Here is a 12,573-nt window from a genome sequence, read left to right as displayed (position 1 = left end):
AGGCGGAGCAGGCTTTAGCGCTGTGTGAAGCGCACGCGGACCCGCCAGCCGCCGCCGGCACGCGGCCCGATCTCCGCGACACCCCCATGCAGGGCCGCCCGTTCCCGGATGCCCCGCAGGCCAAAGCCGGAACCGGAGGTGCTGCCCGGGCGCGGCCTGCCGTCGTCGACCGTTTCCACTTCCAGCCAGCGGACATTGCCGGTGGTACCGGTGCGCAGCGTGACGACGGCGGCGCCGGCGGTGGAATGGCGGCGCACGTTCGCCAGGGACTCCTGTACGGTGCGGTAGATCGACAGCGCCAGCGGTGCTGACACCGAATCCAGGGCGCCCGGGCTGTCTTCGATCCGGCTGAAAGAGACCTGCAGTCCGTTGGCACGGTGCTCGGCGACCAGGGCGTCCAGCTCCGCCAGCCCCGGCTCGGGCCTGCGGTGAGTGCCGCCGTCGCCGGTTCCGGGCTCACCCTCGTCGGAGGCGCGCAGCACCCCCAGCAGGGAGCGCATTTCCTCCACCGCCTGGCGGCTCGATTCCTCGATGGTCTGCAGGGCCGTCGCGGTGGTTTCGGGTTTCTTCACCAGGACGCGCCGCGCGGCTCCGGCATGGACACCGATCACCGCGATGTGGTGCGCGACGACGTCGTGCAGTTCGCGGGCGATCCGCAGCCGCTCATTGACTACGGCCTGGTGCGCCAGTTCTGCTGACTGGGCCTTGAGCTGCTCGGCCTGATGAGCGAGCTGCTCCCGCTGGTGGGCGCTGCGCCAGGAAGTGAGGCCGAAGATGATGGCGCCGCCGAAATACGCGGCGTTGATCAGGGCGGAGTAAATGGCATACGAAACCATCGGCGGCAGCAGTCCCCGCGCGGTGGGGTCATCCTCCTGGGTCTCAAAGAGATCCTCCATGAAGGAGTCATATGCATTGGAGACCGTGAAGGACAGCAACAGCCACAGGGCCATTCCCGTGATCACCAGCAGCAGGGCCAGCCGGAGCAGGCGGCGGTTCCGCGCCCAGGCCACGCCGGCGTAGATGGCGGCAAAATAGGCGCCCTGAAAGACGACCTGCACGGAGAGGGCCGGCATGTACATGCTCAGGCCCAGGAAGAGGGCAGAGGAAACGAGCAGAACGGTAACCGGGAAGCGGCGGCGCAGTGCCAGCGGCAGGATCATCAGGGCCAGCACCAGATGCTGCAGCCAGACCGGGCGGTCCTCCCCGCCCATGGCGCCGAACCCGCGGCTGCTTTCGAGGGCAATGGCACCGATCAGGATTACGACGGCGGTGCCGATCACGTCCCGCCGCAGCTGTTCCCGGGTGGGGGCCGGGCGTTCCCAGTCATCGCTGACCTTTTGCTGGATCCGGTCCTGGAACCGGCTGGAGCGGGTAAGTTGATCGGCCGGCGGCGCTGCAGTCTCGAGCATGGGCCCAGTCTACGAGTGGGCCTGTCCGCTACGGATCCGCCGGAAGGATTCCGTCGCAGGGATGACGGCCGGCACCCGGGGCGGCGCCCTGTTGGGTGTGCCCGGCGGGGTTTCAGATGGTTTACTGCCTAGAGATGGAACGGCGCCTGTACGGCAGCCGTGTATTCGCGCTGACGACAGGACTTGACCGCATGTTTGTTGAAGAGGCCCAAACGATCCTGCCCGAACTGGTGGCGCTGCGGCGGGCATTGCACGCCGATCCGGAGACCGGAAACGACCTGCCGCGGACCCAGGAGCGGATCCTGGCAGCCCTGGCGGGGCTGGATCTGGAGATCACCCTGGGCGTGAAGTCCACGTCGGTGATCGCTGTGCTCCGCGGCGCCGAGCCCGGACCCGCGGTGCTGCTGCGCGGCGACATGGATGCCCTGCCCGTGTCTGAGCTGACCGACCTGGACTATGCCTCAACCAACGGCAACATGCATGCCTGCGGCCATGACCTGCACGTGGCCGGCCTGGTCGGCGCCGCCCGCCTGCTCTGCGCCCAGCAGGAAGACCTCTCCGGCAGTGTCATCTTCATGTTCCAGCCGGGGGAGGAGGGGCACGACGGCGCCAGCCTCATGATTGACGAGGGGGTGCTCGACGCCGCCGGAGAGCGCCCCGTGGCTGCCTACGGAATCCATGTGCGGCCCGGTCCGCTGGGGGTTTTCCGGACCCGGCCCGGGACCCTGATGGCCGGGGCCAACGAACTGCGCATCACCGTCAAGGGATCCGGCGGCCACAGCTCCCAGCCGCAAACCGCCGTCGACCCCGTTCCTGCGCTGACCGAGATCGCCACCGCGCTGCAGACCATGGCCACCCGCCGCTTTTCGGTCTTTGATCCGGTGGTGCTGACCGTGACCCAGCTCGAGGCCGGCGACGCCATCAATGTCATCCCGGATACCGCCAAGCTGGGGGCCTCGGTGCGCACTCTTTCCGAGGAGTCCCTGGACCGGGTGATCGTGGAGTCCAAGGCACTCGCCGAAGGCATTGCCGCCGCCCACGGATGCAGCGCGGAGGTGGACTTCACCGTGCGGTACCCCGTCACCTGCAACGACCCGGGGCGCACCCGGGAAGCCATCACCGGACTGCGGGAAATGTTCGGCGAGGACCGCGTCCTGGAATCCCGGGATCCGCTGATGGGTTCCGAAGACTTCTCCCTGATCCTCAATGAGGTGCCCGGAACGTTCCTGTTCCTGGGGGCCACCCCGCCGTCGCTCGATCCGGAGGCTGTTGCCTGGAATCATTCTCCGCGCGTGGTGTTTGACGATTCCGTGCTCGGCGACCAGGCCGCGGCGCTCGCCCAGCTGGCGTACAACCGGCTGACCTAGGGCCTGCAGATGACTCGTGCACCTCTGGTATCAGCCCTCGCCCGTCCCTCGGAGCCCACCTCCAAGGCCCGCCGGATCGGCGCCATCGCGCTGGGATCGTTCCTGGCCTTCGCCGGTACCTTGCACCTGACCTTTGCCCGTTCAGAGTTTCAGGCCCAGGTCCCGGACTGGGTTCCGGTGGACGACGACGTCGTCGTGCTGCTTTCCGGGGTGGCGGAGATCAGCCTCGGTGCGGCTTTGATCCTGCTGCGCAAGCGGCGGGTTCCCGTGGGCCTGGCGGTGGCGGCGTTTTTCGTCGCGATCTTTCCGGGCAACATTTCCCAGTACGTCACCCACACCGATGCGTTTGGCCTCAATTCCGACCGTGACCGCCTGATCCGCTTGTTCTTCCAGCCGCTGCTGGTGCTGTGGGCACTCTGGTCCACGGGTGCGTGGAAGGGCCTGCGGGCTGCGGCGAAGAAGTAGCGGCGGGGGCTTGGCGCGCAGGGTCGGAGGAAAATGTCTGGGATCCTTGACTTCAAATGTCAAGGATCCCTAACATTGCCATATGGTTCCTCGAAAGGCTGACTTTGCGAGTCCGGTGCGGGAGCGCCGGAAGCAGCAGCGCATGACCCAGGCAGAGCTGTCCGAGCAGGTGGGTGTGAGCCGGCAGACGATTATCGCCGTCGAGCAGGGCGACTACGCCCCGTCGGTGTATCTGGCCTTGAAGATTGCCCGTGCCTTGGGCGGGACCGTCGAGGAACTGTTCACCGACGAGGCGGGAGACCGGAAATGACACGCAAGCCGAGCAGGCTCGACCGAGCCGCCGAAAGAATTATGGACTTGGACAGTCCCGCCTACGGCGACGAACGGGAACGCTCCGTCTTCATGGAGTCGAATGCTTTCGGGTTGACGATCGGACTTTATGCGGGCCTCGTGGGTGCCTTCATCGCCGCAGTCTTTGGGCTGTTCCTGCTGCCCGTGACGCTGTTGGTGCTAACGACGATGCTTCCGTCTCTCGCCGCGCTTTGGTACGCGAAGCGGCGCGGCGTGAATCCGCAGAAGCTCGCGGAAAATGCCGGGGCCCGGTCCACGATGCTGGGCATCGTCGTCTTTGGCGTGGGCATGGTGGTTACCTTCGCGGCCATGGGCTACACCGTGTTCGCGGGCCAGCCGCTGATCAGCCCGCCGCAGTTTGACGTGACCCCCGGTGAAGGATTCCTTGGCGGGATGGCGCAGGGAGCCGTGATTGGCGGCATGATCGGCGGAGCCGGGGCCATCATCGGCGGGGTGCACGGCTACCGGAAGGCTAACCGGGTGCGGCCGGCTCAGGCGTAGAAGCGCTGCAGGCTACGCGCGACGACCGCGGGCTTAGCGCCGCCTTCGATCTCAATCGTGACATCGACGGTGAGCTGGTAGCCGCCGGCGACTTCGGTCACCCCCGCGATGGCCGCGGTCATCCGGATGCGTGCGCCCACCTTAACGGGGGAGACGAAGCGCACTTTGTCGAGTCCGTAATTGACCTTCGTGGAGACGCCGTCGACAGTAAGCAGCGACTCCCACATCGGAATGAGCAGGGAGAGGGTGAGGAACCCGTGCGCGATGGGTGCGCCGAAGGGGCCGTCCTTGGCACGCTCGGGGTCGGTGTGGATCCACTGGTGGTCGTCGGTGGCGTCCGCAAAGGTGTTGACCTGCTCCTGCGTGATCGTCCGCCAGTCAGTGAAGCCGAGGTCGGAGCCAACGAGGCCGGGCAGGTCGGAATACGCGGTGGTTGTCGTCATGGTGCTGGGGTCCTTTTGCTAGGGGTCAGGCGAAGGCGGACTGGCCGGTGAGGGCCCGTCCGACGATGAGGGAGTTGATCTCGTGCGTTCCTTCGTACGAGTAGACGGCTTCCGCGTCAGCGAAGAACCGTGCAACGTCGTGTTCGAGGAGGATGCCGTTGCCGCCGAGGATTTCGCGCGCCAGGGCGACCGTCTCGCGCGCGTGCAGCGCGGTCCACATCTTGGCCAGTGCGGAGTTCTCGTCGCTGAAGTCGCCGGCATCCTGGCGGGCGGAGAGCTGTACAACCATTGCGAGCGAGGCGACTGTGTTGCCAAGCATGCGGGCAAGTTTTTCCTGGATGAGTTGGAAGCCTCCAATGGGCTTTCCGAATTGCTCGCGCTTGCGCACGTAGGAGAGCGTGGCTTCAAGCGCACCGGCCTGCAGGCCAGCGGCGATCCAGGCGACATCCGAGCGCATGGCGCGGAGAATCCGGGAAACATCGCGCCACGAATTGACGCCTTGCAACCGGTTGGACTCGGAAACACGCACACCGGTCAGAGTAATAACCGCGTTCTGCATTGGCCGCAGGGCGATCTTGCCCGAGATGGGGCTCAGCGCAACGCCGGGCGCATCCCGAGGCACGATGAAGGCCTTGACCTGCCCGTCGGCGATATCCCGGGCGAAGACAGCAAATACATCGGCCGACGACGCGCCACCGATCCAGCGCTTAGCGCCGTCCAAAACCCAATGCGCGCCGTCACGCCGGGCGGTCGTTGCCATGCCGCCAGCGATATCGGAACCATGGTCCGGCTCGGTGAGGGCGAAGACACCCTTCAGCGCGAACGAGCGGATCTCCGGATCGAGATTCTCCGCCTGCTCGGGCGCCCCGCCGAGGGCGCAGGCGGTGCGGAACAGCCCGGACTGTGCGTTGTACACGGTGGCGACGGAGACGTCTGCGCGGGCGAGCACATAGTTGCGAAAGCCGGCGAACATCGACGAGCGTGCCTCGTGATCCGGGACGTCCCTGGGCTCCATCAGATTCAGCGGGATCAGGGCGTCGAGCACACCGTCGGGCATCGTCGCGGTCTCCCATGCGTCAGCCATCAGGGGACGCACCTCACGATCAAGAACGCCTGCGAGTTCGGCGAGGGCAGCCCGCGCCGGCCCACTCAGATGTGTCTCGGCGAAGCCGTAGGGGTCTATTCCGATCGCGGATGCCGTGATGGTCATGATGGTCCTCCGAGGCCCAGCAGGCGCACCGCGTTGTCTTTCATGATCCCGGGGAGTACCTCAGGCTTGAACGGGGCCTGTTCCACGTCGCGGAGCCAGCGGTCGGGGGTGATCATGGGAAAGTCGGAGCCGAACAGCACACGCCGCTTCAATGGCGAGTTCGCCGCCCGCACGAGCTCTGGCGGAAAGTACTTCGGGCTCCAGCCAGAGAGATCGATCCACGTGTTGTGCTTGTGCGTTGCAACCGAGATCGCTTCGTCCTGCCAGGGCACAGAGGGGTGGGCCATGATGATCTGGAGTTCGGGGTGCTCGGCTGCCACCACATCAAGCAGCATTGGGTTCGAAAGTCCCAGGCGCAGGCCGCGTCCACCCGGCATTCCGGCGCCGATGCCGGTCTGCCCCGTGTGGAACAGGGCAATGACACCGGCCTCCTGGAGCACTTCGTATAAGGGGAAGAATGCCGTGTCGCTCGGGTCAAAGTTCTGCAGGGTCGGATGGAACTTAAAGCCGCGCACGCCCTGGTCCTCGATGAGCCGGCGTGCGTGCACCACCGCGTCTGCACCGCGTAACGGGTCTACGGAACCGAAGGGGATGAGCACGTCGTTGTTGCGTGCTGCGCCCTCGGCGATGTCCTCACTTCGAATGGGCTGGTGGCCCAGCGAAGTCGTCACGTCGACAGTGAAGACGACAGCAGCCATCTTGCGCTCGCGGTAGTAGTCCGCAACCGAATCGAGGTCGGGCCTCGGGCCGTCCGTGGCGAAGTATTTCGACGCAGCCTCGGAGAGGTCGGCGGGCAGGGAAGGGTGCCCGTGCGCGCCCACTTCTATGTGGACGTGCATGTCGATAGCGGTGATCGCGTCAACATCGATGGCAGGTTCGTATCGGGTCATGTCGGCTCTCTTGCGCGGAGAAGTGTGGAACCGGGGTTAGGCGGTCGGAGCTGCGGCCGGCCGGAGTTCTTCGGGCAACGGCGGGAACTTTTCACCAATGCTCTGCAGATTGTCGGTGATGAGGCCGGGTCCCCGCGCGGCAAGAGCATCGTAGGTCCAGCCGCCGTCCTGATACTCGGTGACGACGGGCTCCGGGTGTGACCACACCTGCAGGCGGTCACCGCCCACGCCGATGACCTGACCGGTGATGTTCGCGGCCTCATCCGAGGCGAGGAAGGCGATGGTGCCGGCGACGTCAGCGGCGGTGCCGAAACCGAGGTCGTGGCGGAAGAACGCAGGCATGGCTTCGTCCTTCTCGTCCGCCGCAACGGCAGCGGCGAAGTACGGCACGGTCGCCGTCATTGCGGTGGCCGCTACGGGAACGACCGCGTTGGCAGTGATGCCGGCCTTCCTGAGCTCAAGCGCCCATGTCCGCACCATGCCCACGATGCCGGCCTTGGCCGCCGCGTAATTAGTCTGGCCAAAGTTGCCGCGCTGTCCGGTGGGGGAGCCGATGCAGATTATGCGGCCGGCGATGCTGTTCTCACGCATATAGGCGGCTGCTTCCCGCACACAGGTGAAGGTGCCGCGGAGATGCACGTTGATAACGAGGTCGAAGTCCTCGTCGGTCATCTTCCAGAGCACGGTGTCGCGCAGGACGCCGGCATTGGTGACCAGGATGTCGAGACGGCCGAAACTCTCCACCGCGGCGGCGACGAGAAGTTTGGCGGTCTCGGTGGATCCGACCGGGGCAACAACCGCGAAGGCCTTGCCGCCTGTCGCCTCGATCGAGGCGACGGCGTCAGCCGCGATGGCACTGTCCACGTCGTTTATGACAACTGATGCGCCCTGGCGGGCGAGTTCCTGCGCGTAGGCCAGGCCAAGGCCGCGACCCGATCCGGTAACGATGGCGACTTTGCCTTCGAGGCTCATGGTTTTCTCCCTATCGTGAAGTCGTTCCCATAAAAACCTAAATAGTTGAATAAGTCAATCATTTGATTTGCCACAGAACCCTTTAGCATGGTGCCATGTCGAAACCACCTTCTCCGACGGGGGTCATGGGTTCATCAAGAGAGCTCAGCCGCCTCTGGGGCACCGTGATCGCCGGTGACCTCGCCTTCTTGATGGCGCGGGCACATGCCATCTCGCTCCTGAATGCCAACGCTGCTCTCGCCGAGTTCGGACTGCAGGTGCGGTCCTACTCGGTGCTCGCACTTGCGGCGGAGGATGCCCGCCCCACGCAGCGAGAGCTTTCCGCCTTCTTCAAGCTGGACCCCAGCCAGGTCGTCTCGATCATTGACCGGTTGGAGTCTCGCAACTGGGTGCGCCGCGAGGTGGATCCGGGCGACCGCCGGGTGAACGTCGTCGTCGCCACTGACGCCGGCCGTGCGCTGTACGGGCGGGCCAGGGAGGCTGCCCGAATAGCCGAGGGGTCCGCGTTCGCGGCGCTTTCAACCGCCGACCAAGCGGTGCTTTCCGCTCTCGTGCGAAGGATCGCCAGCAGCGCCGACTGAGTCCGCCCGCGTGATCCGCCGCCTGTCCGCACTCCGTGCCGGGCCAGGCGTGGGAGGGGGTATTGCGCAATTGGCTACTGGTCGGTACAGTGCAGAAACCGACAACGTCGGGTGTCTTTCGCTGGCAATGCTGCCCCCGTGCCCAAGGAGTTTCAATGAAGAATACTCGCGCCTTTACAGTTGCAGGCGCCGCACTCGCGGCAAGCCTGTTGACCCTTTCCGGATGTGCCGCATCCGGCGAGGCAGTTTCCAAGCCCGCCGGTTCCGCCGGCGCGGAGTCGAAGGGAGAAATCGCCTTCTTCACTCCGTCCTCCCAGATCGACGTCGTCGCGGCGCTGGCCGACGGCGTGGCCGAGTACTTCGAGAGTGAGGGTTACACCGTCACCATCCAGGACGCGGGCTTCGACGCCGTGAAACAGGCCCAGCAGATCCAGCAGGCCATTGACACGCGAAGCATCGTGGGGGCGTGGATCATGCCCGTGGCGCCTGAGACCGCTGCTCAGAGCATCGCGGCCCTGCAGGGGGCGAAGATCCCCGCGGTCGTGGAGGGTCCCCCGATGTCGGTCGGATTGGACGGCCCTCAGCCAGGGATCGCGTTCGATATGCCGGACTTCCTGAAGTACGGCACGATGATCGGCGACACTGCAGCGAGTTGCGCCGTTGACGGCGAGGGGCGCGAGGCGCTGTTCCTGATGCCGCCTGACGCCGCCGGCGGCACGGAGCAGGTCATCGGTGCCATCGAGGAATCCTTCGCAGCCGGAGCCCCGGACGTCCCCATCGTCGCGACCGGCGAGGCTGCGGATATTTCGAGTGCACAGACCACCGTCTCGCAGCTCCTCATCGCTAACCCTGACGCGAACGTCATCATTGCGGCGAGCGATGAGACCGCGCTCGGCGCGGCCGGTGCCTTCAAGGCTGCCAACAAGACTCCGGCCTGCATCGTGGCCGGAGGCGGCGGTGACGGGGCCGTGGCCGCCCAGGAGGCCGGGGACATCACGGCGGTCGTCAGCTGGGACTACACCTCTGCCATTGCAGAGGCCGGGACCGACCTCATCCGCATGATCTCCGACCCCACCTCTCCGGGAGGGATCATCGAGACGCCGGTGAAGTCCACGGGCGGTAACTGAATATGGCGCTCGTCACCCCTGCCAGAACGGTGAGCCTGGAATCCCCCAGCAACCGGCTGCCGTGGAAGATCCGTGGACTGCTCTTGATCCGTGACCAGGGCCTCATGGCGCTCTTCATCGCGATCGTCATCGTCTTCGCGTTCTGGGGGGCACCGTACTTCCTTACCCTCCCCACCGGTATCTCGATCCTGAACGCGGCAGCGATCGCGAGCATTTTCGCCGCGGGTGTTGCCGTCGGGATCATGACGGGCGTGCTGGACCTCTCGGTACCTGGCACGGCCGCGCTGGCCGGCGTCGTCACCGGGCGCCTCCTGCAGGAGGGGCTGCCGGTGGGGGTGGCGATCATGTGCGGCTTGCTGATGGGGCTCGTCGTGGGTCTGGTCAACGCCCTGGTTGTGCTTCGGGGGTTCAATCCCCTCATTGTTACCATCGCCATGCTCAGCGTGCTCAGTGGTGCAGCGCTCCTGATCGCCGGCAGTTACAACATCTCGGGGCTTACCCAGCTGGTGTTCATGGGGACGCGGACGTACTTCGGCATTCCCGCACCGGTGTATATCGCGGTGGTCCTCTTCGTCATCCTCACGGTGTTCCTCAAGTTCACCCGCGGGGGGATGCGGCTGCTGGCCGTCGGCGGCAGCGCCGAGGCCGCCCGCCGCGTCGGCATAGCGGTTAATTGGTACCGCATTCTCGGCTTCGCGATCTCGGGACTGTGTGCAGCCCTCGGGGGGATCGTGACGGCGGCCTACATCACTACCGCAGTTCCGAGCGCCAGCGTGGGCACCGTCTTCACCGCGATGACAGCTGTTGCGCTTGCCGGGGTGCCGTTCGTCGGCGGGCGGGGGAGCCTCCCCCGAGTCGGCCTTGGCGTGATCGTGGTAGCGACGATCTCTGCCGGACTGCTGCTGGCGAAGGTGCCGTCGGACTGGTCTTCGGTGGTGACGGGCGTGCTGCTGGTCGGCGGTCTCGGCCTCAACATGTGGACGACAAACACAACGTCAAAGCTCCTTCTCGCCGGTGGCGACGACGGCGCGAAAAGAGGAACACGATGAGTGACGCCGCATTGGAACTGAAGGACATCTCTGTCCACTACGGATATGCGCGAGCCCTGGAGCGGGTGTCCCTCACCGTCCGTCCAGGCGAGGTCGTCGCGCTCTTGGGGGATAACGGCGCCGGCAAGTCGACGCTGCTGAAGGTAATGTCGGGTGCGCACAGCCCCAGCTCCGGGGAGATCCTGGTACACGGGCGCCCGGTGGAGTTCAAGTCACCGCGGGATGCGTCCGGTGCCGGGGTCCAGATGGTGTATCAGGATCTCGCACTGGTGGAGGCGATGGATATCGCCGGGAACCTCACCCTGGGCCGGGAGCAGCTCATGCGTGGTCCTCTCGGATGGCTCGGCTTTCTCGACCGTAAGGCCATGCGGCGCGAGTCGGAGCGCGAGCTCGACGAGCTGGGAATCCGGACGGCGCCGGTGAATCGTCCCGTCGAGATGCTGTCCGGTGGACAGCGCCAGGTAATCGCCATCGCGCGCGCAAGCGCCCGCTTGCCCGAGCAGGGAATCCTCCTCATGGATGAGCCGACGGCCGCGCTCGGCCACGAGCAGACCGAACTCGTCGAGGAGCTCATTACGGCCCTCGCTGCGCGCGGCACCTCGATCGTCGTAGTCACCCATAACCTTCCCCTCGCCTTTGCCGTGTCCGATCGCACCCTGGTCCTCAACCGCGGGCGCAAGGTGGCAGATATCGCGACACGCTCAGTCGACAAGGAAAGCGTCATCGGGTGGATCACGGGAGCCTCCGTCCAAGAGGGCGTCCTGGAGTCCTGAGCTCTACACAGGGGGAGGCCGGGAGATCTCGGGTGGAGCGAAAGCTCCACCCGAGATCATCAGTATTTGTTGTGCCGGTTACTTCTGCGCACTCTTGTCCTGCAGGCCGCCGGCGAACATCTTGAACGGGGGCTGTCCCAGGAGGCGTCGGCCACTGATCTCCGCAAGCGATTCCAGGCGCATTGCGCCGTGGGAGAGTATGACGCCGGCGTCGCGCGAGTAACGCTGGAGCGGGCTGGACAGCGCCATGCCCGACGAGCCCAGGATGCGCAGCAGGAGGTCGATCGCGTCCTTTGCAAGCTGTCCGGCGAAGGCGAGGTCAGTACAGCCCTGTGCTTCCTCGTCCCCGGTGTAGTCTTCGCCGCGAACCGCCAGATGGTCGATCTCGTCCGCATACTGGAGCACGGTCGCGCTCGCAACACCGATGAGCGCCTTTGCCTTGCCGGCTGCCACCTGGCTCGATGCCATCTCGGCGATCGTGTCATACGGCGGGCTGAACGGCTTTCGCTTGGGTGCGAGCTGCTGGAATACCTCGAGGGCGCCCTCCGCCATTCCGGCCAGGGTGGCCATGTTCAATACAGTGGCGGTCATCATGGATGCCCGTGTCTTCGCCTCGTAGGCAAGGCCCGCGAACCGTCCGGCCGCGCTGTCCATGTGCACCGGGAGCTCTGCCATGTCGATGAAGCGGTGGTCGGGGACGAACATCGGCGTGGTGGTGATGATGGAGTTGGAGTCGGACGCCATCATGCCGGCCACGTGCCAGTCATCGAGCGGCTGGATATCGGCCGGATCCATCATGAAGAGCGCATGCCCGCTGCGGTTTCCGTCGACCCATGCGGCACCGCCGAAGAGCCAGGCGGCGTCATGGTTTCCCGATACATAGGTCCACTTGCCCTCGACGTTCCACCCTCCTTCCACCCTGGTCGCCTTGCCTGTCACGGCAGCGAATGTGGACCCCCCGGCGGCCAGCGGGCCTACGTGGCCCTGCTGGCGGCTGTAGAGCTCGTCCACCAAGGGCTTGGGGAAGGTGCTGACCATCCGAAGGCTGGTGCCGACAAAAAAGGTCCAACTTGCCGCGGCGTCACCTCGTCCAAGCGCCCTGGCAATCTCCGCAATGTCGCGAGCGCCCAGAGCGTAGCCGCCGTACTCAATGGGGGCGCAGGCGCGGTAGAGGCCAAGTTCGGTGAAGGCCTCGACAATCTCTGTGCTGAGCCGGCCCCGGCGTTCAGACTCAGGGGCGAGCTCGCGAATGCGGTGCTGGAGGGTGCGCACCCCGGCCGCGAGCCGCTTCCCCTCAGCGGTGAGGTATCTCGACGCCGGCGCATCCAAGGGGCTTGAGCGCTCCGGCGGAGGTCCTGGGGGCAGGCCCTGGCTCAGTTCGGCGGGCGGCTGGGGGATCGTGTCAGTCATATCATCTCCGTCTGTCGGCTGGATT

Annotated in this window: 14 protein-coding genes; 8 read left to right on the top strand and 6 right to left on the bottom strand. The window is 65.8% G+C overall.

What is annotated here, in order from left to right; all coding sequences use genetic code 11:
* Positions 1 to 14 precede the first annotated feature (14 nt).
* The gene (locus KKR91_RS15580; RefSeq protein WP_210227469.1) at positions 15 to 1,409 is read right to left on the bottom strand and encodes a sensor histidine kinase; all 1,395 of its coding nucleotides are present in this window, start codon (positions 1,407 to 1,409) and stop codon (positions 15 to 17) included.
* Between the two features lie 191 nt (positions 1,410 to 1,600).
* Here KKR91_RS15580 and KKR91_RS15575 point away from each other — a divergent pair, with 191 nt between their 5' ends.
* From KKR91_RS15575 to KKR91_RS15560, 4 genes are all read left to right on the top strand, one after another.
* Positions 1,601 to 2,776 (top strand): M20 metallopeptidase family protein, encoded by a 1,176-nt coding sequence (locus tag KKR91_RS15575; RefSeq protein ID WP_210227471.1) that lies wholly within the window; start codon positions 1,601 to 1,603, stop codon positions 2,774 to 2,776.
* 9 nt (positions 2,777 to 2,785) lie between these two features.
* Complete coding sequence (locus KKR91_RS15570; protein ID WP_210227473.1) at positions 2,786 to 3,241, top strand: DoxX family protein; 456 nt, start codon at positions 2,786 to 2,788, stop codon at positions 3,239 to 3,241.
* 82 nt (positions 3,242 to 3,323) lie between these two features.
* Positions 3,324 to 3,551: a helix-turn-helix transcriptional regulator gene (locus KKR91_RS15565; protein WP_210227475.1), complete on the top strand. Its 228-nt coding sequence runs from the start codon at positions 3,324 to 3,326 to the stop codon at positions 3,549 to 3,551.
* Positions 3,552 to 3,592: 41 nt separating this feature from the next.
* Positions 3,593 to 4,093: a hypothetical protein gene (locus tag KKR91_RS15560; RefSeq protein WP_237687407.1), complete on the top strand. Its 501-nt coding sequence runs from the start codon at positions 3,593 to 3,595 to the stop codon at positions 4,091 to 4,093.
* On the opposite strand, the gene KKR91_RS15555 is transcribed toward KKR91_RS15560, so the two are convergent.
* Genes KKR91_RS15555 through KKR91_RS15540 form a run of 4 tightly spaced genes read right to left on the bottom strand, consistent with a single transcriptional unit; the run spans position 4,084 to position 7,608 of the window.
* Entirely contained in the window at positions 4,084 to 4,536 is a 453-nt protein-coding gene (locus KKR91_RS15555; RefSeq protein ID WP_210227477.1) for a MaoC family dehydratase, read from the bottom strand. The genes KKR91_RS15560 and KKR91_RS15555 overlap by 10 nt on opposite strands.
* 25 nt (positions 4,537 to 4,561) lie before the next feature.
* On the bottom strand, positions 4,562 to 5,746 hold the full coding sequence (locus KKR91_RS15550) for an acyl-CoA dehydrogenase family protein (RefSeq protein WP_210227478.1): 1,185 nt from the start codon (positions 5,744 to 5,746) through the stop codon (positions 4,562 to 4,564).
* On the bottom strand, positions 5,743 to 6,636 hold the full coding sequence (locus KKR91_RS15545; RefSeq protein WP_210227479.1) for an amidohydrolase family protein: 894 nt from the start codon (positions 6,634 to 6,636) through the stop codon (positions 5,743 to 5,745). Before KKR91_RS15545 ends, KKR91_RS15550 begins: the two co-directional genes overlap by 4 nt.
* Positions 6,637 to 6,672: 36 nt before the next feature.
* Positions 6,673 to 7,608, bottom strand: a complete 936-nt coding sequence (locus KKR91_RS15540) for an SDR family oxidoreductase (protein ID WP_210227480.1) — start codon at positions 7,606 to 7,608, stop codon at positions 6,673 to 6,675.
* 95 nt (positions 7,609 to 7,703) lie between these two features.
* On the opposite strand from KKR91_RS15540, the gene KKR91_RS15535 reads away from it, so the two are divergent.
* The 4 genes from KKR91_RS15535 to KKR91_RS15520 all read left to right on the top strand — a co-directional run bounded on the left by KKR91_RS15535 (position 7,704) and on the right by KKR91_RS15520 (position 11,138).
* Positions 7,704 to 8,189, top strand: coding sequence for a MarR family winged helix-turn-helix transcriptional regulator (locus tag KKR91_RS15535; protein ID WP_237687406.1), 486 nt, complete (start codon positions 7,704 to 7,706; stop codon positions 8,187 to 8,189).
* Positions 8,190 to 8,344: 155 nt separating this feature from the next.
* The gene (locus KKR91_RS15530) at positions 8,345 to 9,316 is read left to right on the top strand and encodes a sugar ABC transporter substrate-binding protein (protein WP_210227482.1); all 972 of its coding nucleotides are present in this window, start codon (positions 8,345 to 8,347) and stop codon (positions 9,314 to 9,316) included.
* 2 nt (positions 9,317 to 9,318) lie between these two features.
* Positions 9,319 to 10,365 (top strand): ABC transporter permease, encoded by a 1,047-nt coding sequence (locus KKR91_RS15525; RefSeq protein WP_210227483.1) that lies wholly within the window; start codon positions 9,319 to 9,321, stop codon positions 10,363 to 10,365.
* A complete protein-coding gene (locus KKR91_RS15520; RefSeq protein WP_210227484.1) occupies positions 10,362 to 11,138 on the top strand; it encodes an ATP-binding cassette domain-containing protein in 777 nt (258 codons plus the stop codon). The genes KKR91_RS15525 and KKR91_RS15520 overlap by 4 nt, the downstream gene beginning before the upstream one ends.
* A gap of 78 nt (positions 11,139 to 11,216) precedes the next feature.
* Here KKR91_RS15520 and KKR91_RS15515 read toward each other — a convergent pair whose 3' ends face one another.
* Positions 11,217 to 12,548: an acyl-CoA dehydrogenase family protein gene (locus KKR91_RS15515; RefSeq protein WP_210227485.1), complete on the bottom strand. Its 1,332-nt coding sequence runs from the start codon at positions 12,546 to 12,548 to the stop codon at positions 11,217 to 11,219.
* Positions 12,549 to 12,573: the final 25 nt, after the last annotated feature.

Source organism: Arthrobacter jiangjiafuii (genome assembly GCF_018622995.1).
GTDB classification, from domain to species: Bacteria; Actinomycetota; Actinomycetes; order Actinomycetales; family Micrococcaceae; genus Arthrobacter_B; species Arthrobacter_B jiangjiafuii.
Note: the sequence above shows the minus strand (reverse complement) of the source record. Positions and strands in the feature narration are given on the sequence as shown.